General features: G+C 42.1%; 21 protein-coding genes. All 21 read left to right on the plus strand.

Annotation, left to right across the window (positions count from 1 at the left end):
• The first annotated feature begins 57 nt into the window (after window positions 1-57).
• The 21 genes from ACUXV2_RS07355 (at window position 58) to spoVS (ending at window position 24,448) form a co-directional block, all read left to right on the plus strand.
• Window positions 58-1,725, plus strand: coding sequence for a ribonuclease J (locus ACUXV2_RS07355; RefSeq protein ID WP_446246366.1), 1,668 nt, complete (start codon window positions 58-60; stop codon window positions 1,723-1,725).
• A 170-nt stretch (window positions 1,726-1,895) separates the two neighbouring features.
• Window positions 1,896-2,657 carry a ClpP family protease gene (locus tag ACUXV2_RS07360; protein ID WP_446246367.1) on the plus strand — a complete coding sequence of 254 codons (762 nt, stop codon included), beginning with the start codon at window positions 1,896-1,898 and terminating at the stop codon, window positions 2,655-2,657.
• The gene (locus tag ACUXV2_RS07365) at window positions 2,654-2,860 is read left to right on the plus strand and encodes a YlzJ-like family protein (protein ID WP_446246368.1); all 207 of its coding nucleotides are present in this window, start codon (window positions 2,654-2,656) and stop codon (window positions 2,858-2,860) included. Before ACUXV2_RS07360 ends, ACUXV2_RS07365 begins: the two co-directional genes overlap by 4 nt.
• A gap of 191 nt (window positions 2,861-3,051) precedes the next feature.
• Entirely contained in the window at window positions 3,052-5,415 is a 2,364-nt protein-coding gene (locus ACUXV2_RS07370; protein ID WP_446246369.1) for a DNA translocase FtsK, read from the plus strand.
• 561 nt (window positions 5,416-5,976) lie between these two features.
• Entirely contained in the window at window positions 5,977-6,702 is a 726-nt protein-coding gene (locus tag ACUXV2_RS07375; protein WP_446246370.1) for a GntR family transcriptional regulator, read from the plus strand.
• 55 nt (window positions 6,703-6,757) lie between these two features.
• Window positions 6,758-7,855: a BMP family lipoprotein gene (locus ACUXV2_RS07380; RefSeq protein WP_446246371.1), complete on the plus strand. Its 1,098-nt coding sequence runs from the start codon at window positions 6,758-6,760 to the stop codon at window positions 7,853-7,855.
• Between the two features lie 275 nt (window positions 7,856-8,130).
• Window positions 8,131-9,666 carry an ABC transporter ATP-binding protein gene (locus ACUXV2_RS07385; RefSeq protein ID WP_446246372.1) on the plus strand — a complete coding sequence of 512 codons (1,536 nt, stop codon included), beginning with the start codon at window positions 8,131-8,133 and terminating at the stop codon, window positions 9,664-9,666.
• On the plus strand, window positions 9,659-10,708 hold the full coding sequence (locus tag ACUXV2_RS07390; RefSeq protein WP_446246373.1) for an ABC transporter permease: 1,050 nt from the start codon (window positions 9,659-9,661) through the stop codon (window positions 10,706-10,708). The genes ACUXV2_RS07385 and ACUXV2_RS07390 overlap by 8 nt, the downstream gene beginning before the upstream one ends.
• Window positions 10,709-11,668, plus strand: a complete 960-nt coding sequence (locus ACUXV2_RS07395) for an ABC transporter permease (protein ID WP_446246374.1) — start codon at window positions 10,709-10,711, stop codon at window positions 11,666-11,668. It begins immediately after the preceding gene.
• A gap of 521 nt (window positions 11,669-12,189) precedes the next feature.
• Entirely contained in the window at window positions 12,190-13,464 is a 1,275-nt protein-coding gene (yfmF, locus tag ACUXV2_RS07400) for an EF-P 5-aminopentanol modification-associated protein YfmF (RefSeq protein ID WP_446246375.1), read from the plus strand.
• Between the two features lie 2 nt (window positions 13,465-13,466).
• Window positions 13,467-14,756, plus strand: a complete 1,290-nt coding sequence (yfmH, locus tag ACUXV2_RS07405) for an EF-P 5-aminopentanol modification-associated protein YfmH (protein ID WP_446246376.1) — start codon at window positions 13,467-13,469, stop codon at window positions 14,754-14,756.
• 60 nt (window positions 14,757-14,816) lie between these two features.
• Window positions 14,817-15,533: an elongation factor P 5-aminopentanone reductase gene (gene ymfI, locus ACUXV2_RS07410; RefSeq protein ID WP_446246377.1), complete on the plus strand. Its 717-nt coding sequence runs from the start codon at window positions 14,817-14,819 to the stop codon at window positions 15,531-15,533.
• Between the two features lie 81 nt (window positions 15,534-15,614).
• Complete coding sequence (locus tag ACUXV2_RS07415) at window positions 15,615-15,872, plus strand: DUF3243 domain-containing protein (protein ID WP_175989076.1); 258 nt, start codon at window positions 15,615-15,617, stop codon at window positions 15,870-15,872.
• Between the two features lie 275 nt (window positions 15,873-16,147).
• On the plus strand, window positions 16,148-16,939 hold the full coding sequence (locus ACUXV2_RS07420) for a DUF3388 domain-containing protein (RefSeq protein ID WP_175989077.1): 792 nt from the start codon (window positions 16,148-16,150) through the stop codon (window positions 16,937-16,939).
• A 19-nt stretch (window positions 16,940-16,958) separates the two neighbouring features.
• A complete protein-coding gene (locus ACUXV2_RS07425) occupies window positions 16,959-17,858 on the plus strand; it encodes a helix-turn-helix domain-containing protein (protein ID WP_446246378.1) in 900 nt (299 codons plus the stop codon).
• A gap of 73 nt (window positions 17,859-17,931) precedes the next feature.
• Window positions 17,932-18,510: a CDP-diacylglycerol--glycerol-3-phosphate 3-phosphatidyltransferase gene (pgsA, locus tag ACUXV2_RS07430; RefSeq protein WP_446246379.1), complete on the plus strand. Its 579-nt coding sequence runs from the start codon at window positions 17,932-17,934 to the stop codon at window positions 18,508-18,510.
• Between the two features lie 117 nt (window positions 18,511-18,627).
• Complete coding sequence (locus ACUXV2_RS07435; RefSeq protein WP_446246380.1) at window positions 18,628-19,863, plus strand: competence/damage-inducible protein A; 1,236 nt, start codon at window positions 18,628-18,630, stop codon at window positions 19,861-19,863.
• A 273-nt stretch (window positions 19,864-20,136) separates the two neighbouring features.
• Window positions 20,137-21,174, plus strand: coding sequence for a recombinase RecA (gene recA, locus ACUXV2_RS07440; protein ID WP_446246381.1), 1,038 nt, complete (start codon window positions 20,137-20,139; stop codon window positions 21,172-21,174).
• Between the two features lie 350 nt (window positions 21,175-21,524).
• Entirely contained in the window at window positions 21,525-23,084 is a 1,560-nt protein-coding gene (rny, locus tag ACUXV2_RS07445) for a ribonuclease Y (protein WP_446246382.1), read from the plus strand.
• Between the two features lie 162 nt (window positions 23,085-23,246).
• Complete coding sequence (locus tag ACUXV2_RS07450) at window positions 23,247-24,050, plus strand: TIGR00282 family metallophosphoesterase (protein ID WP_446246383.1); 804 nt, start codon at window positions 23,247-23,249, stop codon at window positions 24,048-24,050.
• Between the two features lie 137 nt (window positions 24,051-24,187).
• Window positions 24,188-24,448, plus strand: a complete 261-nt coding sequence (spoVS, locus tag ACUXV2_RS07455; protein ID WP_032088761.1) for a stage V sporulation protein SpoVS — start codon at window positions 24,188-24,190, stop codon at window positions 24,446-24,448.
• Window positions 24,449-24,633 lie beyond the last annotated feature (185 nt).

Below are 24,633 nucleotides of genomic sequence, written 5' to 3' on the forward strand. Positions count from 1 at the left end.
TATAATGAATCTGACTGATTATAGATCGGGGAAGCACAGCATAGGAGGACACAAATTGTGAGTAATACAAAAAATGAGGTAATCCGCATAATTCCATTAGGTGGAGTAGGAGAAATCGGCAAGAATATGTACGTTGTGGAAGTCGACCATGAAATCTTCATCATAGACGCAGGTCTGATGTTCCCGGAAAACGAGATGCTCGGGATTGATATCGTCATACCTGATATCCAATATCTGATCGAAAATAAAGATCGGGTGAAAGGAATATTCCTGACTCATGGCCATGAAGACAGTATCGGTGCTATTTCATATGTATTAAACAGGATCAAAGCACCTGTTTATGGAACGAAATTGACGAATGCTTTAGTCAAAGCGCGTTTAAAAGACGCACAGGTTGACCAGGGTGTGAAATTTTTCAATGTTCATTCGGACAGTTTGTTAAATTTCGATGGAGTTCAAGTTTCTTTTTTCAGGACCACTCATAGCATTCCGGATTCCGTAGGGGTTTGTATCCATACTTCCGAAGGTGTAATAGTACATACAGGAGAATTTAAATTCGATCAGTCTGCTAAACACCTTTACAGGCCGGATTTAGGTAAGATGGCTGCTATCGGCGATAAAGGTGTGCTATGCCTGTTATCGGACAGTACTGAAGCGGAGAGGCCGGGTTATACGACATCGGAGGCTGTTATTGCCAATCAGCTCACTGAAACTTTCCGTACTGCAAAAGGGAGAATCATTGTCGCATGCTTTGCTTCCAATCTGATTCGCCTGCAGCAAGTCTTTGATGCAGCGGAACAAAATAACCGTAAAGTGGCGGTTGTGGGGAAAAGTTTGAAACGGGTATACGATGTTGCTTTAAAACTAGGATATTTACATATCCGTGATGAAATCATCATCACTCTTGATGAAATTGAAAATTATCCAAATGATGAAATTGTCATCATTGCCACTGGAACACAAGGTGAGCCTTTTGAAGCATTACAGCGCATGGCAAAGAAATCCCATCGCCTCGTAAATATCGAGTCAGGTGATACAGTGCTTATTACAGCTACTCCATCGCCGGGCATGGAAGTGATCATCGGCCGTACTGTCGATATGTTATTCAGGGCAGGTGCAGAGGTACTGACTGCGAATAAAAGAGTCCATGTTTCTGGACACGGCAGTCAAGAGGATTTAAAGTTTATGCTGAATGTCATGAAACCAAAACATTTTATTCCCATCCAGGGTGAATATAAGATGCTTGTTGCACATACCAAGCTGGCACATGACATCGGCCTGCCATATAAAAAGATCTTTATCTTGGACAAAGGCGATGTGCTTGAATACAAAGATGGCAAAATGAAAATGAGCGGAAGGGTCCAGGCAGGCAACGTCCTCATCGATGGAAGCGGCGTTGGGGATGTAGGGAATATCGTACTGCGTGACCGTAAACTGCTCTCTGAAGACGGTGTATTCACTGTTGTGGTGACCATTAACCGCAGATCTAAAACAATCGTGGCAGGTCCAGAGATCATCTCTCGCGGCTTTGTTTATGTAAGGGAATCAGAGGAGTTAATTGAAGGGGCATCCGGTATCGTCAATGATGTCGTTCAAACGTATCTCCAAAAGGGCTCTTTTGAATGGTCTGCCATCAAGCAGGACATCCGTGATCAGCTTAATTACTATCTGTTCAATAAGACAAGAAGACGCCCGATGATCTTACCAATCATCATGGAAGTGTAAAAGTGAGTCAAATCCTATAAAAGAGAGCTATCCGTCTAAACATTGGCGGATAGCTTTTTTCTTTGTGTACATAGCACCACATCATTATTCAGTATAACGATAGGTAGTATGAAATAGGTCTCTTATAAAAATAATAACAAAAGAAGCGGATTGAAAAAGGAGATGTCATTATGAAAGAGACTGATTTGAACATGAATCAAGGACAGCAGCCAAATAAAGGGGAAGAGGATGGAAAAGACAAGCCATCCGGACTAATGGAAAAGATACAGCAATTAGGGCAGACAAATGTACCTCAGCTTTCACAGGATTCAAATATCCACTGCCTGACAATCGTAGGTCAGATTGAAGGTCATATGCAGCTGCCGCCGCAAAACAAAACTACAAAATATGAACATGTGATTCCTCAATTAGTAGCGATAGAGCAAAATCCGAAAATAGAAGGAGTGGTAGTCATCCTGAATACTGTTGGCGGGGATGTGGAAGCGGGACTGGCTATTTCCGAAATGCTTGCCTCACTATCAAAACCCACTGTTTCTGTTGTATTGGGTGGGGGACACAGTATCGGTGTACCGATTGCTGTTTCCTGTGACCATTCATACATTGCCAGCACAGCCACCATGACAATCCATCCAGTACGTCTGACCGGACTGGTCATCGGTGTACCGCAGACCTTTGAGTACCTGGATAAAATGCAGGACCGCGTCGTCAGTTTTGTCACGAAGCACAGTAATATCACAGAAGAAGCATTTAAGGACCTCATGTTTGCCAAAGGTAACCTTACACGAGATATAGGTACAAATGTAGTGGGAGATGATGCCGTTGATTATGGATTGATAGATGGTATCGGAGGCATAGGGGAAGCCATACGCAAAATCAATGAATTGATCGAAACCAAAAAACAAACTGATGAAAAAGAAGGGTTGATACAATGATATTATACACAACCGTTCCTCAAGAGCAGATCTATCCAACCGATGCTGCAGAATACAGCGGGCAGATGATGGTAGAGCATCAGGGTGTACCCTTGCTAGTTCAGAGGGTCGATGATCGGTACCGGATTGTCCGGGTCATGAGCAGTGACCCTGCACATTATCTAAACGGTACAATATGTCCAGGTGAATTTATCACGAATTAAGAACGAAAGAGGATTCTCTGAAAATATTGGATATGCTATAATAAAAGTGGAAGAAAAATATCCAAAAAGTAAATCATACTCCATTTTAACGGGAAGGGTCTGACACCTTAGGCACATGATATGCCCCAAGTGATCAGCCCTTTCTTCAATTACATAACAACAAAGAATTTAAAGAATTTAGGTGAAACATATTGGCAAAACGAAAAAAACGAAAGAAACGTTCTTCAACAAGTGCTTCTCTGAAAAAAACGATCAAATATGAGATTACCGGACTGGCTCTGATGGCATTGAGTTTAATCTCTATCATAGAGCTTGGAGCTGTGGGAAAGGCATTCGTGTATTTCTTTCGGTTTTTTCTTGGAGAATGGTATATGGCTGCATTATTATGGGTTTTGTATCTTGCAGGCTACCTGATGATCAAGAGGGAAGTCCCTTTATTATTCAGCAGAAGATTACTGGGTGTTTATATTATTATCGCAAGTTTTTTACTTCTGAGTCATGTGAAATTATTTGATTTGTTATCTAATAACGGTATGTTTGAAAATCCGAGTGTCATCATGAATACATGGGATTTATACTGGATGGATGTAAATGGTGAGACCAGTACTTCAGACCTCGGGGGAGGGATGATCGGCAGTATCTTATTTGCCGTGTCGTATTTCCTGTTTGATTCACAGGGTGCAAGGATCGTGAGTGCCACCTTCATCTTGATCGGGATCATACTGGTAACGGGAAAATCACTTGGCGAGGTATTGGGCAAAATCGGATCTCGTTTTCGTGTGTTTTTAAGCGGTCAATGGACGGCTTTCAAGAGTGATATGAGTGATTGGAAAGAATCCAAAGGGAAGAAAAAAGTAGAAAAACAACAAAAAGCTAAGACAGATAATAAGAAAGAAGAACCAGTCGTTCAACAAGCTGTACAGGAAGAAGAAAAAATAGAGCCTATCATTTCAAACTTTGCAGAAAGAGCTTATGGGGGAGTGCCTGCAGATAAAGACAAAACGGAAAACAATGTACCTGTTGGCGAGAATGAAAAGAAGGCAGCTCCATCCCCTGACAAGAAAGATGAGGAGGGTGAAGCGGATTCTTCTCCTCCTATCACATTTACTGAAGTGGAAAATAAAGATTACAAGCTCCCTTCACTGACTTTATTAAAGAGCCCGAAACAGACAGACCAAAGCAATGAGTACCAATTGATCCATGCAAATGCTGCCAAGCTGGAAAGAACATTCCAAAGCTTCGGTGTAAAAGCAAAAGTGACCCAGGTTCACCTTGGACCTGCTGTTACCAAATATGAAGTTCATCCGGATGTAGGGGTCAAGGTAAGCAGAATCGTCAATCTGAGTGATGACTTGGCATTGGCATTAGCCGCTAAAGACATCCGGATCGAGGCACCCATCCCAGGGAAGTCTGCTATCGGTATCGAAGTTCCGAATTCTGAAGTCGCCATGGTTTCTTTACGTGAGGTACTGGAGTCTAAGCAGCATAACAAGCCTGATTCGAAATTGCAGATCGGACTGGGAAGGGATATTACCGGTGAAGCAGTGTTGGCTGAGCTTAATAAAATGCCTCACTTACTTGTTGCCGGTGCAACAGGCAGCGGGAAGAGTGTATGCATCAACGGAATCATTACAAGTATCTTGATGCGTGCCAAACCTCATGAAGTTAAATTGATGATGATTGATCCGAAGATGGTTGAGTTAAATGTGTACAATGGCGTACCGCATCTTCTCGCTCCGGTCGTCACAGATGCGAAAAAAGCTTCACAGGCATTAAAGAAAGTGGTCAGTGAGATGGAGCGGCGTTATGAATTATTTTCTCACACCGGAACAAGAAACATTGAAGGCTACAATGAGTATGTAAAAAGGCAGAATATAGAGAACGAAGATAAGCAGCCATTACTTCCGTACATTGTAGTTATTGTAGATGAATTGGCTGATTTGATGATGGTAGCCTCGAACGATGTAGAGGATGCTATCACCAGACTTGCTCAAATGGCCCGTGCAGCAGGAATCCATTTAATCATCGCCACCCAGAGACCATCAGTGGATGTCATTACCGGCGTGATCAAAGCGAATATACCTTCCCGCATTGCCTTTGCTGTGTCTTCACAAACGGATTCAAGGACGATATTGGACTCCGGTGGAGCAGAAAAGTTGTTAGGGCGGGGGGATATGTTGTTCATGCCCGTCGGCGCTTCCAAGCCGACAAGGGTGCAGGGCGCTTTCTTATCCGATGAAGAAGTGGAAGAAGTGGTGGATTTCGTAATATCACAACAAAAAGCACAATATCAGGAAGAGATGATCCCTGATGATATACCTGAGGAAGCAGGCAGCGGGGAAGCTGAAGATGAATTGTATAATGATGCTGTCCAATTGATTGCAGAAATGCAGACTGCATCTGTATCGATGCTTCAGCGCAGATTCAGGATAGGGTACACAAGGGCAGCACGTTTAATAGACGAAATGGAAGTAAGGGGAGTAGTCGGTCCATATGAAGGAAGCAAGCCGAGGACTGTGCTGGTCGGTAAACCTTCTGAGGAGCAAAATGCGTAAATGAATGACTGAGTAAGTTCAAGTGAAGCTGTGCCTGCATGGGCAGCTTCACTTTTTTTTATACAATTTTAAGCGAAACAATTGAAGTGTTCTTCACAAGTGGTCAGTTCATTCCATGGAGGATTGAACAAAGGTGAAAAATGTACCAACGATAAACAGCGGCTCGTTAGAGTAATTGCTGAAAAAATTGAAGAATCAGAGCATGAATACATGTATTGTAAGCGGTTCAATTTATAGATTTATAGTTTATCCACTAATGTGATATACTATTAAAAGCGTTTACAAAAAGAAGTTAATTATTTCAATTGTGTAATAACAAGGACATAAAAGTTGTAATATGTAAATAAGAGGTAAAAAATGTCACGAAAACATGAAAAAATACCGTTATTTTTCCTATTAATTACCATAATTATTTTCAGAATTGCCTTATTGGTCTTTTTTTTCGACAAAATCACATAATGCTATTTATTTATTAAAAGAAAAGTGTTATAGTATTTTCGATTAGTAGGAAAGATATACATCAGAGGTCTGATGTCTTGAGAAAATTTGGTGGTGGTTCCAGTGACAATTAAAACAGACAATCGACATTTATACTTACAAGTTATTGACCGTTTGAAAAAGGATATTGATGCAGGAGTTTATAAAGAAAAAGAAAAACTTCCTTCTGAATTTGATCTTTCCAAACAATTGGGTGTTTCTAGAGCGACTCTCAGGGAAGCGTTGAGGATCCTTGAGGAAGAAAGTGTCATAATACGCCGGCATGGTGTAGGAACTTTTGTAAACGCTAAACCCTTGTTCACTTCAGGGATTGAGCAATTGAACAGTGTTTCCAACATGATTATACAGGCTGGAATGGAGCCAGGAACCATTTTCTTAAGCTCAACGACTCAAGAAGCAACTGAGGATGATGTCAAAAGGTTTCAAAGTGAGGAAGAGGAGAACATTATTCTGGTCGAACGTGTTCGGACAGCTAACGGGGAGCCGGTAGTCTATTGTGTGGACAAGATTCCTGAAAGGATTCTGACAAGGAATTTTACGCATGAAGATAATTCGATATTCTCTGTATTGGAAAAACGGGAGAATAGAAGAATAACTCATGCAGTCGCCCAAATCGAACCGATGGGATATCATGATAAAATTTCCCCGATTCTGAATTGCGAGCCTGAGACGGCTTTACTCGTACTCAAACAAATGCATTTTGATGAGAACGATGAGCCGATATTATACTCAGTGAACTATTTCAGATCAGACAAATTCAGCTTCCATGTTTTAAGAAAACGGGTATAGGAAACAATCTTTCTACTAATTTATTACAACAAACAAATTTTGGGGGGTACTCTAGGTGAAAAAGCGTAAATTCGGTTTAGCGCTGTCTTTTGTTCTTGCAGCAGGTACAATTTTAGGTGCATGTGGTTCAAGCGAGAAGGAAGAAGGTGCATCTAGTGGTGATGGTAAGAGTAAAGAAGATCAATTTACAGTAGCCATGGTTACAGATGTTGGTGGAGTAGATGATAAATCATTCAACCAATCTGCTTGGGAAGGCCTAAAGGCTTTCGGTGAAGAGCACGGATTGGAAAAAGGTAAAAGCGGTTACGATTATCTTCAATCTCAATCTGACGCAGACTATGCTACAAACTTAAACACATTAGCTCGTCAAGATTTTGACTTAGTATACGGAATCGGCTTCCTGATGGAAGGTGCAATCAATGATATCGCACAGCAGCAGAAAGATTCTCACTTTGCTATCGTAGATGCAGTTGTTGAGCAGCCAAACGTTGCCAGCATCACGTTTAAAGAGCAAGAAGGTTCTTTCCTTGCAGGTGTGGTAGCAGGTTTAACAACAAAAACAAATAAAATCGGTTTCATCGGCGGAATGGAAATCCCGGTTATCGAGCGTTTCCACTCTGGTTTCTTAGCTGGTGTTAAAGCGGTTAACCCTGATGCTGAAGTAGTGGCTGATTATGCTGGTGCTTTCGATAAGGCAGAGCTTGGTCAAACAATCGCTTCTAAAATGTATTCTCAAAACGCAGACGTCGTTTTCCACGCAGCTGGTGGAACAGGTAACGGTTTATTCAAAGAAGCACGTGACTTGAAAGAAAAAGATCCTTCCCGTGAAATCTGGGCAATCGGTGTTGACTCTGATCAATCTGCCGAAGGTAAAGTAGGAGATCACAACATCGTTCTGACTTCTTCTCTAAAGCGTGTTGATAATGCTGTCCTTGACCTTGCAAACAAGGCGAAAGAAGGAAACTTCCCTGGTGGAGAAATGATTTCATACGGACTTAATGAAGATGGTGTAGGTCTTGCGGAACTCAACGATGAACTATCAAACAAAGATGAAGTAATGACGAAAGTTAACGAATGGAAAGAAAAAATCGCTAATGGAGATATCAAAGTACCTGAGTCTCTTAAAGATGCGGAGTCTTTCTCAGCAGAGTAATAGTCTAAAAGATGACAGGGATAAGCGGGCCATGGAATGCCGGTCTCTTATCCCTTTTTCTTTAAAAACAACTGGATATATAGTACTAACCGAATCTTTCGGATTGGTATAAAATAACTGGTTTTACGGTTTAAAACTTTAATTGAAGTATAGAAATCATCCCTTCTATCTTTCATTTAGAGTTTTAATAGAGGAAACCCTTTTTTCTAACAGACCAAGGTCTGACCTCTAACTACTAAACTATTTATCCCTAGCCTAAGCAAGGAGTGAAAGCAATGGATTATGTAATCGAGATGCTGAATATCCGCAAGGAATTCCCGGGCATCGTGGCAAATGACAATATCACCCTCCAGCTAAAACAAGGTGAGATTCATGCGCTTCTTGGTGAGAACGGTGCAGGTAAGTCAACGTTAATGAACGTCTTATTTGGACTTTATCAGCCGGAGCAAGGTGAAATCCGCGTAAAGGGTAAGAAAGTAAACATCACAAACCCTAATATTGCAAATGATCTGGGAATCGGCATGGTACATCAGCATTTTATGCTTGTTGATACATTTACCGTCACTGAGAATATCATTCTCGGCAGGGAGCCTAAATCCGGAGCATCTGTAGATATCAAAAAAGCTGAAAAAGATATTTTGGACATTTCTGAAAGGTATGGCCTTAAAGTGGATCCATCCGCAAAAATATCCGACATTTCAGTGGGCATGCAGCAGCGTGTAGAGATTCTTAAAACCCTTTATCGCGGAGCGGACATCTTGATCTTCGATGAACCTACCGCCGTATTGACCCCGCAAGAAATAAAAGAACTCATTCAAATTATGAAAACCCTCATCAAGGAAGGTAAATCGATCATTCTCATCACTCATAAGCTCAAGGAGATTATGGAAGTGTGTGATAATGTAACCGTTATCAGAAAAGGTAAGGGCATTGGAACCGTAAAAGTTTCTGAAACAAATCCAAACCATCTGGCAAGCTTGATGGTCGGCCGTGAAGTGACATTCAAAACAGATAAAACAGAAGCCACACCAGAAGGAAACGTGCTGGAAATAAACGACTTGAATGTAAAGGATAACCGAAACGTACCAGTTGTCAAAGGGCTGAACCTAGAGGTGAGGGCAGGAGAAATCCTGGGTATTGCCGGTGTCGATGGGAATGGGCAAACCGAGCTGATCGAAGCAATCACTGGACTGCATAAAGCTGAAAGCGGCTCTATCAAGTTGAATGGAAAAGAAATTGCAAACTTGAAACCTCGTAAGATTTATGAAACCGGAGTGGGCCATATTCCCCAGGACCGTCATAAACATGGATTGGTATTGGATTTTCCGATAGGTGAAAATATGGTCCTCCAGACCTATTACCAAAAACCGTATTCCAGCAAAGGGATTTTAAACTATAAGAAGATTTATGATCAAGCCAGAAAGCTCATATCTGAGTTTGATGTAAGAACACCATCCGAGTTCACTCTGGCACGGGCTCTATCCGGAGGTAATCAGCAAAAAGCGATCATCGGCAGGGAAATTGACCGTGATCCGGATTTATTGATTGCAGCACAGCCTACTCGCGGATTGGACGTGGGTGCAATTGAATTCATCCACAAGCGCCTGATCGAACAAAGAGACAACGGAAAAGCTGTATTGCTGCTTTCTTTTGAACTGGACGAAATCATGAACGTAAGCGATCGTATTGCAGTCATTTATGAGGGACAAATCGTTGCGATTGTCGATCCTAAAGAAACGACCGAACAGGAACTTGGCCTGTTGATGGCAGGTTCAAAAGGAAAGGGAACGGGGGAAAACGCAAATGTCTAATCGAGTAACAAATATATTAATCCCGGTTATTTCTGTCCTTTTAGGTATCATTGTTGGAACGATTATCATGCTAGTGAGCGGATATGATCCTGTTGCGGGATATTCAGCATTATGGCAGGGGATATTTGGTGAAATCTACTATGTAGGTGAAACGGTCAGACAGGTAACACCATATATTTTAGCCGGACTGGCTGTGGCCTTTGCATTCAGAACGGGACTATTCAACATTGGTGTAGAAGGGCAATTGATTGTAGGCTGGATGGCTGCTGTCTGGGTCGGTATCGCGTTTGATGACCTGCCGAAAATCATTCACTTGCCGATGGCCATCATCGCGGCTGCGTTAGCAGGTGCAATCTGGGGGTTCATTCCGGGATTATTGAAAGCGAAGTACCGGGTGCACGAGGTTATCGTTACGATCATGATGAACTATATCGCTTTACACGTAACAAACTCCATCATTCGAGATGTATTGACGGAGCGTAAGGATCGTACTGATTATATTGCTGACTCAGCATCATTAACATCACCATTTTTTGAAAGTATTACGGATTATTCCCGGTTACACTGGGGAATCTTCGTTGCTCTTGCCTGTGTATTCATCATGTGGTTCTTACTGGAGAAAACGACACGCGGTTATGAGCTCCGTTCTGTAGGGTTCAACCAGCATGCATCACAATATGCAGGTATGAATGTCAATGGGAACATCATTCTTTCAATGGTCATTTCTGGTGCATTTGCTGGTTTGGCAGGTGCGATGGAAGGTCTTGGGACATTTGGATACGCATCGATCAAAGGCGGATTCACAGGTGTAGGTTTTGATGGTATCGCCGTAGCATTATTGGGCGGTAACGTGGCAATAGGTGTAGTGTTTGCAGCCCTCTTGTTCGGAGGTCTCAAGGTTGGTGCCTTAAATATGCCGCTTGAAGCAGGTATACCGAATGAGCTGGTCGATATCATTATCGCTCTTATCATTTTCTTTGTGGCTTCAGGCTACATGATCCGTTACCTTATTCAACGATTCAGTAAAAAGGGGGTGAAATAAGTGGGTTTAATGGATATTTTATTAATACTCATCCCGTCTACATTACTATGGGCTTCGCCACTTATTTTCACTGCTTTAGGCGGAGCGTTTTCGGAACGATCCGGTATTGTCAATATTGGACTTGAAGGCCTGATGGTCATTGGTGCATTTTCCAGTATCGTCTTCAACATAACGTTTGCCGAGACGTTCGGTTCTGCTACTCCTTGGGTAGCGCTTCTCGTCGCGATGGTGATGGGAGGATTATTGGCTGTTCTGCATGCTGTAGCCTCCATTACATTCAGAGCAGATCAGGTGGTATCAGGTGTAGCGATCAACCTTCTTGCAATTGGTTTGACACTGTTTCTTGTGAAGCGGATTTATGGCAAGGGTCAAACAGATATCATTTCAGAAGGTTTTGGTAAAGTGGATGTTCCGCTGTTACACAAGATCCCTGTGATTGGTGACATCTTTTTCTCTAATACGTACTGGCCTCCTTTTGTAGCCATTCTTGTATCGGTCATCGTGTGGTACGTCATGTTCAAGACACCATTTGGACTGCGTCTCCGCTCTGTGGGTGAACATCCGATGGCTGCGGATACTATGGGGATCAATGTGACGAAGATGCGCTATATCGGAGTAATCTTATCTGGTGCATTCGCAGGTGTCGGCGGTGGAGTTTATGCTCAATCCATTTCTTCCGATTTCAGTCATGCTACGATCAGCGGACAAGGGTTCATGGCACTAGCCGCATTGATCTTTGGTAAATGGCATCCGCTTGGTGCAATGGGTGCAGCGTTATTCTTCGGCTTTGCACAAAGTTTGAGCATCATCGGAAGCAGTATTCCATTATTCGAAAATATTCCAAGCGTCTATTTACTAATCGCTCCTTACGTATTGACAATCTTAGCATTGACAGGTTTCATCGGCCGCGCCGATGCACCTAAAGCATTGGGTACACCATACGTAAAAGGAAGCCGCTAATTACAGAAGAGAGTGTCTATGTTATAACATGGGCACTCTTTTTTATACTTTGAAACAAAGTTAATATGAATACGAAGTAGAGAATAATTCATGTTTAATCTTTGATGGTCTTAGTGGTTCCAGCTTTTGATTGGAGTGCAAGACGAAGACTCCTAACAGAAAAGCGGAAGGTCTTAGCTCAGAGGCGGTTTGGCTTATGACATGTGCCTCTAAGCCCTGCAGCTGGACACTTGACACCTCTTAAGATAATGCGACGAGGAGGCTCACCGGCCGCCCGCGGAAAGCGAAGTCTTGCACGGAAATCAAAAGCGGTGTTCAAAAGCAAATAACCATAGTCTGAACAAATATCTCTAAACATATAATGAATATCATGTGTCGATTTTTCCAACAGAGGAAGATGCTTGAATTCTTTCTATTACAACATGTATAGTTAAACTAAAATACCGCACAATAAAGGTGTTTATATCTTTTTTAGTTCTATGTATATAAAAAATGCAAGTATGGACAAGGAGGATGGTACAATGACGGACATTAATGAAGTCGTTAAGAAGAAGCAAGGCTACACATTACATATCGTGAAAACGGATAAGTATAAAACGAATAACCTTGTGATGAAAGTGAAAGCCCCCTTAGATCAGGAAACTGTCACGCTGCGCGGGCTTCTTCCTCACGTCATGCAAAGCAGCACAAAGACGTATCCGAATACAACAAAACTCCGTACTTATTTAGATGAACTATATGGTGCCAGCTTTTTTACCGACTTAGCAAAAAAAGGCGAATATCATATCGTCAATTTCTCGGTTGAAATAGCAAACGAGAAATTTTTGAAGGATTCTGAGCCGCTGCTTGAGAAAGGGCTTGAATTCCTTTCAGATGTGTTATTGAACCCTAATATTGAGAACGATCAATTTGATGAGGGTACAGTCGAGAAGGAGAAGCGGAATCAAAAGGTGAGGATCCAGGCAGTATATGACGATAAAATGCGTTATGCCAACTCAAGACTGGTTGAAGAAATGTGTAAGGATGAGAGATTCGCACTTCATGTAAACGGAATGAAAGAGAACGTCGACTCGATTTCTTCAAGTGAATTATACGATTATTACCAGAAGGTCATCAGTGAAGATCAAATGGACCTGTATGTTATTGGGGATGTCGACGAAGAGCAGGTCGAAAATTTCTGTGACAGGCTGTTTTCACTGCCGGAACGATCCGCTCTTGAAGTCGATTCTTCTGAAGTGAAACGTAAAGAGAAGGAAAATGTAGTAAAAGAAAAGCAGGATGTTAAGCAAGGGAAGCTGAATATGGGATATCGTACGAATACTCAATATGGTGATGAAGATTATTATGCACTTCAGGTCTTTAATGGGATATTCGGAGGATTCTCTCATTCCAAGCTGTTTATCAATGTAAGGGAAAAAGCCAGCCTCGCGTATTATGCTGCCAGCCGCCTGGAAAGCCATAAAGGACTCATGATGGTCATGTCGGGTATTGAATTCAAAAATTATGATCAGGCAGTCGGTATCATAAACGAACAGTTGGAAGCTATGAAGAATGGTGATTTTACCGACGGCGAGATCGAACAGACAAAAGCAGTCATAAAAAACCAGCTGCTTGAAACTGTTGATACATCGAGGGGGCTTATTGAAGTTCTGTATCACAATGCTGTATCCAATAAGCAAATCGATCTTAAGACTTGGCTGGAAGAAGTGGACAAAACGACCAAAGAAGAAATTATCGCAGCAGCTAACAAAGTGGAGCTTGATACCATTTATTTCTTAACAGGAATGGAGGAATAAAGATGAAGAAAATTTCCTTCGATCAGATTCAAGAAAATTTATATTATGAGAAGATGTCTAACGGCCTTGATGTTTTTATCCTTCCGAAAAAAGGATTCAATAAGACGTATGCAACCTTTACAACGAAATACGGAAGCATCGACAATCATTTTGTACCATTGAATGAAGAGGAATTTGTGAAAGTGCCGGATGGCATCGCTCACTTCCTCGAGCATAAGCTGTTTGAAAAAGAGGATGGAGATGTCTTTCAGCAATTCAGCCGTCAAGGGGCTTCAGCGAATGCCTTTACTTCTTTCACGCGAACGGCGTATTTATTCTCAAGCACAGATAATGTAGAAAGAAATCTTGAAACACTGATCGATTTTGTTCAAGATCCTTATTTCACAGAGAAAACAGTTGAAAAAGAAAAAGGCATCATCGGACAGGAAATCACGATGTATGATGATAACCCGGATTGGCGTTTATACTTCGGAGTCATCCAAAACATGTATAAAAATCATCCTGTGAAGATTGACATTGCAGGCACAATCGACTCGATCACTCCAATTACGAAAGATATGCTGTATCAATGCTACAATACTTTCTACCACCCAAGTAATATGCTTCTCTTTGTGGTTGGTCCCGTCGATCCAGAACAGGTCATGAATCAGGTCCGCTCAAACCAGGAAAAAAAGCCATATGAAAAAATGCCTGAGATAAAACGTCAATTCGATGATGAGCCAAATGAAGTTGCCGAAACAAAACAGGTGCTCGAAATGAACGTTCAGTCTCCTAAATGTCTGGTGGGATTAAAGGCACCAGAACCGACTCAACAAGGAAAAGAAATGCTGAGGCAGGAACTTTCGATGAATGTCTTCCTCGACTTATTGTTCGGAAAGAGTTCTTCCTATTATTTCGACCTTTACAATGAAGGGCTCATCGATGAGACATTCCATTATGATTACACCCAGGAAAATGGATTCGGCTTTGTAACTGTTGGAGGGGATACAGAAAAGCCCGACTTACTTGCCGAAAAACTGAAGGAACTATTATTGAAAGCAAAAGCAGAATCGCTGTTTACCGAAGATGGCCTTGAAAGGACCAAAAAGAAAAAAATCGGTGCTTTCCTTCGTGCAGTGAATTCACCTGAATTCATTGCCAACCAGTTCACAAGATATGCATTCAATGAAATGGATTTATTTGATGTGGTACCTACGCTGGAATCATTGACGTACAAAGATATTCAGAAAGTGGCTGACTCAATCATCAGTGAAGAGCGATTCACTGTATGTCAAGTGGTTCCAAAATCATAAGAAGTATAGGAACTGCCCTCTATAGCGGGGTGGTTCTTATCTTTGTTTGGGGGGAGAAATATGAAATTTGCTTTGATTACAGGGGCTTCAGGCGGTATTGGGAGAAGCACTGCCCTGGCTCTTGCGAAAAAGGGATGGAACCTTTATCTTCATTATCATTCTGATCGGGATAGTGTCGAGAACTTGATGGCTGAAATAAGAAGCAGTGGAGTAGAAGCGATCCCCATACAAGCGGATCTAACCAAGCCTCACCAGGTTAAGAAGGTCGTTGACTCCATTTTTCGTATCGATGCTATTGTTTATTCAAGCGGTTTAGCCGGCTGGGGGCTTTTTCAGGATCAAACCGAACAGGAGATGGACAAATTGATCAACATCCATGTGAAAAGCCCGATGCTGCTAATACAGGGATTGCTTCCTAAGCTATTGAAGAATAAAGGCAGTATTGTGATTGTCAGCTCGATCTGGGGACAAATCGGGGGTGCTTGCGAAGTGGTCTATTCAACAGTTAAAGGGGCTCAGCTTTCCTTTGTGAAGGCCCTTGCCAAAGAAACGGCTTTAAGCGGGGTCAGGATCAATGCGGTAGCACCTGGGGCAGTGGCAACAAATATGATGGAATCCTTTTCAGAGGAAGAAATTCAACAAGTAAGTGAGGAAATTCCAATGGGAAGGCTGGCTTTAAGTAAAGAGGTCGCTTCCTCCATATATTTCTTATTATCTGAAGAGTCATCCTACATAACCGGCCAGACTTTGGCTGTCAATGGAGGCTGGCATACATAATTAATTTTATCTGCATGCGCATATTTTTCCCTCTGTGATACAAACTAACATTGTATTTCAATTAAGAGGAGGTTCATTACGATGTCTGTATTAGATAACTGGTCAGAGTGGAAAAACTTTTTAGGGGATCGCCTTAACCAAGCTCAGCATACTGGAATGGAAAATGAAACGGTTTCAGATTTAGCTTATCAAATCGGAGATTACCTGGCTAAGCAAGTCGAGCCAAAGAACGACCAGGAAAAAGTGTTAGCGGATCTATGGTCTGTAGCTTCTCCTGAAGAACAGCATGCTATTGCAAACATGATGGTAAAGCTAGTGAACAATAACGGCACTCGTTAAGGAGAGGGAATTTTCCTCTCCTTTTCTTATGGCTCGCTTTTGTAAGTGATTATGAGGCCTTCTTATCTTATCAATATGAACAATTCTTTCCCTTAAATCATCCTAAAGAACTGTTTATGTAAGGAATATGCAGAAATTGTATTAATTCTTTAGGTTTTCCTTTTCTATTAGATGAAAATCATTTATTATAAAAGCTAGATGTTTCAAGTACAATGATCGAAAAACCCCCTATGTTGTCGGATTATGTTGTCGCATAGAATATCAGGAGGTAACCAATGGAACGAAAAGAATGGTATTTAGAATATGAAATTCAAAAAAACCGTCCTGGCCTCTTAGGTGATATTTCCTCATTATTAGGGATGCTTTCTATAAATATTGTGACGATCAATGGTGTTGACGAAGGAAGAAGAGGGATGCTCCTTCTTGCCAATAATGAAGAACAAATAACCCGTCTGGAATCGATCCTGCAGACAATGGATACGATTAATGTGACGAAATTAAGGGAACCTAAACTAAGAGACAGGCTCGCTGTCAGGCATGGCCGGTATATTCAGCGGGATGCAGATGATAAAAAAACATTCCGGTTCGTACGTGATGAATTGGGATTGTTGGTCGACTTCATGGCTGAGCTTTTTAAGCAGGAAGGTCATAAGCTTGTCGGAATCAGGGGAATGCCGCGGGTAGGAAAGACAGAGTCAGTTGTCGCTTCTAGTGTGTGTGCCAATAAGAAATGGTTATTTGTGTCATCCACATTATTAAAGCAGACGATCAGAAGCAAGCTCATTGAAGATGAATATTCATCCGATAACTTATTCATCATTGATGGCATCGTTTCAACCCGGCGGGCAAGCGAAAAGCATTGGCAGCTGGTTAGGGAAATCATGCGGCTGTCGGCTGTGAAAGTCATTGAACATCCGGATGTGTTTGTTCAGAATTCAGAGTACTCATTAGATGATTTTGATTATATTATCGAGCTGAGAAACAATCCTGAAGAAGAAATTACATACGAATTAGTTGAACAAAATAACCTTTTTCAAAATTCTGATTTTGGAGGTTTTGATTTTTAATATTGGAAGGTGTTAAATAGTGACGGAATTAGGAAAACGTCTGAAAGAAGCTCGCGAAGCAAAAGATTACAGTCTTGATGACTTACAAAGAGTGACGAAGATACAAAAACGATATCTCATCGGCATAGAAGAAGGAAATTATGATATCATGCCGGGGAAATTCTACGTCCGGGCTTTTATAAAGCAATATTGTGAGGCAGTGGGCTTGCAGCCCGAAGTGATTTTTGAAGAATATAAAGGTGAAATCCCGACAACGTATGAAGATGAGATACCAGTCTCTCTTTCCCGCGTGCAAACAAGGAAGGGAGTTTCAGGCAGCTCATCAAAGGCCCTTGATGTAATCCCGAAACTTTTGATCGCTGTATTTGTTATTGCCGTGTTAATTGCCCTGTGGGTATTCGTGCAAAACAAAGTGGCTGATAATGCCAGCAATGCAGACACTGCCAACAAAGAACCTGTCGCTGTCGACCAGCAGGATCTGCCTGAAGAAGAACCTGCTGAAGAGGAAGACAAGGATCAAAAAGAATCAGGCGCTGAAACTGAATCTGATGAGAAGAAAGAAACCAAAGAACCTGAAGAGAGTGCGGATCAATCACTGAAAGCCGTAAAGACTGAAGGTACTAAAACGACCTTTGAGCTCAAAAACACAGATCAGTTCAAGCTGGGGTTAGCTGCTAAAGGTGACGCCTGGGTAGCTGTGTACAATTCCAAAGATGAAGTGTTGTTCCAAGGGATGCTATATGATGGGGATAAGAAGGATTTTGATCTAGGATCTGATCAGCAGGCATATCTCGTTATCGGTAACGCTGCAAATACGGATATCAATGTGAATGGTAAACTGCTCCAGTATAAGATTCCTACAGATACGGTCAGACAGGATATCATCATCCAATACCAGCCTGCAGAATCTCAACAATAAGCTGAATGGAGCAAACGTACTCCACACTTCACATTCTGTCATTATTTTGTTTCTAAGTATTGGAGGTAGAAAGGTGAACTTACCTAATAAGATAACAATTTCGCGAATCTTTTTGATTCCATTATTTTTGATCATCATGCTGGCACCTTTTAACTGGGGAGATATGACCTTCCTGGGGGCTGAGATGCCGGTGACGCATTTTGTAGGAGCGATGATTTTCATTATTGCTTCGACGACTGATTGGATAGACGGATATTATGCAAGAAAGTATAATATGGTAACCAATCTGGGGAAATTCCTGGATCCGTTGGCGGATAAGCTTCTCGTGTCTGCCGCTTTGATCGTACTGGTTGAGCTTGGCCTTGCTCCTTCCTGGATCGTCGTCATCATCATCAGCCGTGAATTTGCCGTAACAGGTCTTCGGTTGGTACTTGCCGGGGAAGGTGAAGTAGTAGCAGCCGGTCAGCTTGGGAAGATTAAGACATGGGCACAAATCATCGCTATTTCTGCTCTATTGCTTCATAATGCCATCTTTGAACTATTCCATTTACCATTCGCGACAATCGCTTTATGGGTTGCCATGTTCTTTACGGTTTGGTCGGGATGGGATTATTTCAAGCACAACAAGCAAGCGTTTGTTAACTCGAAGTGATGTTTTCAGGCGGGATGCTGGACGTGTGTTCGTTCCCATTATAATCTATAAGAGATGATTCTTGATTGAATCATCTCTTTCTTTATATGGAAGAGTCTACTTAAGGGGGAAAAACAAGTGAATGCTGAAATCATTGCAGTGGGATCGGAATTATTATTGGGGCAGATTGCCAACACAAACGCTCAATACATATCAGGGCAGCTTGCTGAAGCCGGTGTGAATGTTTATTATCACACTAGTGTAGGGGATAATCCCCTTCGACTGACTCAGGCAATAGAAGTTGCACAAGGAAGAGCCGATTTGCTTATCTTCACAGGCGGGCTCGGACCTACTAAGGATGACCTGACGAAAGAAACGATTGCAAAAGCATTGGGAACAGGGCTTTCGATGGATGAAGAGGCTCTGGAATCGATTAAATCATACTTTCAAAAAACAAAACGCCAAATGACGCCGAATAATGAAAAGCAGGCTCTAATACTAGAAGGTTCACAAGTGTTGAAGAATGAGAATGGAATGGCTCCTGGTATGTTTTTCAAAAAGGATGCTACTTCATACATGCTGCTCCCGGGACCGCCGTCTGAAATGCGGCCGATGTTCAGTAAGTATGGAATCCCTGCCATTTTAGGTACATTAAAAAGGAAAGAAATCATTTATTCCCGGGTGCTGCGGTTTTTTGGAATCGGTGAAGCTCAATTGGAATCAGAATTGGAAGAACTGATCGACGCACAGACGAACCCGACTATTGCGCCGCTGGCAGGCGATGGGGAGGTCACTTTGCGATTGACAGCCAAGCACGGGTCGAGGGAAGTGGCAGCTGCACTGCTGGATGCTTTGGAAGAAAAAATAATGAATGTGGCTGGGGATTTTTTCTACGGGTACGATCATGATTCACTTGTCGAAGTGGGTATGAGGTTACTGAAAGAAAAGGGTCTTACCTTATCATGTGCTGAGAGCCTTACGGGTGGGTTGTTTCAATCGGAAATAGCCTCTATATCCGGAGCATCGACAGTATTGAAGGGAGGGGTTGTCTGCTACCAGGATGAAATAAAGAAAAAGGTGCTCTCCATTCAGGAAAGGACACTCGAACAGTATTCAGCCGTAAGTGAACAATGTGCAAAAGAACTGGCCGAAAATGTCCGGACTCTCTTTTCTTCGGAGATAGGTATCAGCTTCACTGGAGTAGCAGGCCCTGACGACCATGATGGCAAGAAGGCTGGCACAGTATGGATTGGACTGGCCATAAACGGCCGGAGCACTAAAGCATTCCTATTGAATCTTGCAGGCGGAAGGAATTCCAATCGAAAGAGAACAGCAAAATACGGCTGGCATTATCTATTGAAAGAACTATCATGAATATACTAGAAAGAGGCTGTGACATAAGTGTTTTAGTCTAAATAATACCCGAACTAATTTGCCATTTTGGAGGCAATTTAGTTCGGTTTTTTCGTCTTGTTCGAGCCTCATTTATAGTTGTTCTTAATGAGAAATTACCAAACGCAAAAAACCGAATGGATGTTCGATTTTTTTCTTGTTTTCTACTTTGACATGGTTTATAGTATAGATAGGTTGGATTTGAGACAAGCTTATAAGTTGTCTTTAAGTTCTATATTCAAAGGAGGAAAAATTGTGAGCGATCGTAAAGCAGCCTTAGATATGGCGTTGAAACAAATAGAGAAACAGTTTGGAAAAGGCTCTATCATGAAGCTTGGGGAACAAACTGACAGAAAAGTAGTGACTTGTCCGAGTGGATCACTTGCGCTTGACGCGGCTCTTGGAGTCGGCGGGTATCCTCGCGGAAGAATTGTTGAGGTATATGGACCGGAATCCTCAGGTAAGACAACTGTAGCACTTCATGCAATCGCTGAAGTACAGGCGCAGGGCGGACAGGCAGCATTCATCGATGCCGAGCACGCACTGGATCCTGTATATGCACAAAAACTTGGTGTAAACATAGATGAATTATTGCTTTCTCAGCCTGATACAGGTGAGCAGGCACTCGAAATCGCTGAAGCATTGGTACGAAGCGGTGCAGTTGATGCCATCGTGATCGACTCGGTAGCAGCACTTGTACCTAAAGCCGAAATCGAAGGGGAAATGGGAGATTCACACGTAGGTCTTCAAGCCCGCTTGATGTCCCAGGCACTTCGTAAATTATCAGGTGCGATCAACAAATCGAAGACCATTGCGATCTTTATTAACCAGATTCGTGAAAAGGTTGGAGTCATGTTCGGAAATCCAGAGACGACTCCTGGTGGACGCGCGTTGAAATTCTACTCTTCTGTACGTTTGGAAGTACGTCGTGCGGAAACCCTGAAGCAAGGCAATGAAATGGTTGGTAACAAAACGAAAATCAAAGTCGTTAAAAACAAAGTCGCTCCTCCTTTCCGTGTAGCGGAAGTAGATATTATGTACGGACAAGGAATTTCTAAAGAAGGAGAGATTGTCGATCTTGGATCAGAGCTTGATATCGTTCAGAAGAGTGGTGCATGGTACTCTTATAACGAAGAGCGCCTGGGTCAAGGACGTGAAAATGCGAAGATCTTCTTGAAAGAGAACCCTGAACTCAGAAATGAAATCATGTTGAAGATCCGTGAGCATTACGGATTGGATACAGGTGCAGCGGATACGGAAGATCAAGGAGAACTAAATCTAGTAGAAGATTAAGACTGACACTGGAGAAGCAGGCATGTTCATGTTTGCTTCTCTTTGTATTTCCGCTTATTTCCATATACATCGAAGATAAACAAGAGTAGTCCGTAATAATATTATGTAAATTAAAGTAGTTATCCTTATCGAAATATGTCGAATAGCGAGAAATCCTCGAGAAATCCAGTGAGAGAGCGGACAACCCCTTGACAATAAATTTTCTGAGATTTAAAATTAACATGTATATTTTACAAATTTTTCGAATGAATATTTGAAAGCCTAGCGCTGTATATTGAGTTCAAATGAGCAATGTACAAGCCGACATGTAAAAGACATGATGACAGTTCATAGCAAGAGGAGGTGAAATAATGCAACCTATTACAATCATCTCCATTTTGCTTGGCCTTATCGTCGGTGTAGTTGTTGGATACTTTATTCGTAAGTCCATTGCTGAAGCAAAGATTGCCGGTGCCAGAGGTTCAGCAGAGCAGATTTTAGAAGATGCTAAGCGCGAGGCAGATGCTCTGAAGAAAGAAGCACTACTGGAAGCAAAGGACGAAAATCATAGACTTCGCACTGAAATGGAAAACGAACTTCGTGAACGAAGAAATGAATTGCAAAAACAAGAAAATCGTTTAATGCAAAAAGAGGAAAACCTCGACCGTAAAGATGATACGCTTGATAAGCGTGAAGCTTTACTGGAAAGAAAAGAGGCAACTCTTAACGAAAGACAACAACATATTGAAGAGATGGAAAGCAAAGTGGACGAGATGGTACGATCACAGCAGACTGAACTTGAACGTATCTCGAGCTTGACTCGTGATGAAGCGAAAGGAATCATTCTCGACCGCGTGGAAAATGAGCTTTCCCATGATATTGCGATCATGGTCAGAGAACATGAAACACGTGCGAAAGAAGATGCTGACAAGAAAGCGAAAGAAGTCCTTTCACTAGCCATTCAACGTTGTGCTGCTGAACACGTGGCAGAGACAACGGTTAGCGTTGTGAACTTGCCAAATGATGAGATGAAAGGTCGAATTATTGGACGAGAAGGACGTAACATTCGTACGCTGGAAACATTAACAGGAATTGATCTCATAATTGATGATACTCCTGAAGCGGTTATTCTTTCTGGTTTCGATCCGATTCGTAGAGAAACGGCTCGAATTGCATTAGAGAAATTAGTACAGGATGGGCGCATCCACCCTGCACGAATTGAAGAAATGGTAGATAAATCCCGTCGTGAAGTGGATGAATATATCCGTGAGATCGGGGAACAGACAACCTTCGAAGTTGGTGTTCACGGACTTCACCCGGACTTAATCAAAATTCTGGGCCGTTTGAAGTATCGTACAAGTTACGGACAGAACGTATTAAAACATTCAATGGAAGTGGCTTATCTTTCCGGATTGCTTGCAGCTGAGCTTGGAGAAGATGAAAGACTTGCCAAACGTGCCGGATTACTTCATGATATCGGTAAAGCAATCGACCATGAAGTGGAAGGAAGCCATGTTGAAATTGGTGTGGAACTCGCAACGAAATACAAAGAACATCCTGTTGTCATCAACAGTATTGCTTCTCACCACGGTGATACGGAACCGACATCAATCATTGCGGTTCTGGTAGCTGCTGCCGATGCCTTATCAGCAGCACGACCAGGTGCCAGAAGTGAGACGCTTGAGAATTATATCCGCCGCCTTGAGAAGCTTGAAGAGATTTCTGAGTCCTATGAAGGAGTGGAGAAGTCCTTCGCCATTCAAGCGGGACGTGAAGTGCGTATCATGGTAAGACCTGAAGCCATCGACGATTTGGAATCCCACCGATTAGCAAGGGATATCCGTAAGCGGATTGAAGATGAACTCGATTACCCAGGCCATATCAAAGTAACGGTCATCCGTGAAACGAGGGCCGTGGAATATGCGAAATAATGAAGTTGACTCTCGAAAGGAATGATTCCTTTCGGAGTCAGCTTTTTTATTTGAAACTGTACAGCTTTTCTTCATGCATAGAGCTAAGGTCAAATGTGATACAATAAACTACATAACTAGTTGGTCATTTGTCACAAATACATAAAAGAGAAGGGAATTTTCATGAGGATTCTATTTGTTGGAGACGTAGTCGGCTCAATGGGCCGTGAAATGATTACAGAATACTTATCAAAGCTTAAAAAGAAACATCAGCCTGATTTCACCATCGTGAATGGTGAGAATGCTGCATCAGGAAGAGGGATTACTGAGAAAATCTATAAAAAGTTCCTTCAGGATGGCGCTGACATGGTTACTATGGGAAATCATACATGGGACAATAGGGAAATCTTCGCATTTATCGATTCATCCAAAAAAATGGTCCGTCCTGCTAATTTTCCTGAAGGCACACCGGGTTCCGGTTTAGTTTTTGGAGAAGTCCGTGGAAAGACAGTGGCGGTGATAAATGCTCAAGGGAGAACATTTATGCCCCCGCTTGATGATCCATTTAAGATAGTCGATGAATTAGTGGATGAAGCCAAAAAGAAAACCTCCATCATTTTCGTTGATTTTCACGCAGAAGCTACGAGTGAAAAACAGGCAATGGGATGGTTTTTGGATGGAAGAGTTTCAGCTGTCATCGGAACACATACCCATGTTCAGACAGCAGATAATCGAGTCCTTCCCAATGGGACGGCCTTTATGTGTGATGTAGGAATGACAGGTCCTTATGATGAAATATTGGGAATGAACAAAGAGTCTGTTCTTAAGAGGTTTCAAACGAGTCTGCCAGTACGATTTGAAGTCCCGAAAGAGGGTAGGAAAATATTAAGTGCGTGTCTGATAGATATCGATCCTAAAAGCGGAAGAGCGAAGAAGATTGAGAGGATCCTTATCAATGAGGACCATCCATTCATAGCAGAATATTAATGTTTTTTCACTCCTTTTTCTGTCATACCGGAATGAATTGTCCATTTCATGAATATAGTAGCAGTGGAATCATTTATACCAAGTTTGTTCTTTACCACGGACATACGGTATGGGGGAAATGACAAGGAGGAAAAGGAATGGAAATATTAAAAGTTTCAGCAAAATCTAATCCTAATTCTGTAGCTGGTGCACTCGCCGGTGTTCTTCGTGAGAGAGGAGGAGCTGAGATTCAGGCAATCGGAGCAGGAGCGTTGAACCAGGCTGTGAAGGCAGTTGCGATTGCCCGGGGATTTGTTGCTCCTAGTGGTTTAGATTTGATTTGTATCCCGGCATTTACTGATATACAGATTGACGGAGAAGAACGTACGGCCATAAAGTTAATAGTGGAGCCCAGATAAACTACTAAAAGTACTGCCTCTTAAATAGTGTGATGAAGCTCACGATAGCACTTCGGCAGAAATACGTGGGCGGGAATGATTGGTGATTTGTATCCCGGCAGTTAATGAAGCAGGGCTGTTCGTTAAAGATTTTTCTTTAGTGGACAGCCTTTTTGTTTTTCATTTATAGTACTTATATGATGTAA

The sequence above is a fragment of the Rossellomorea sp. NS-SX7 genome, from assembly GCF_052828565.1.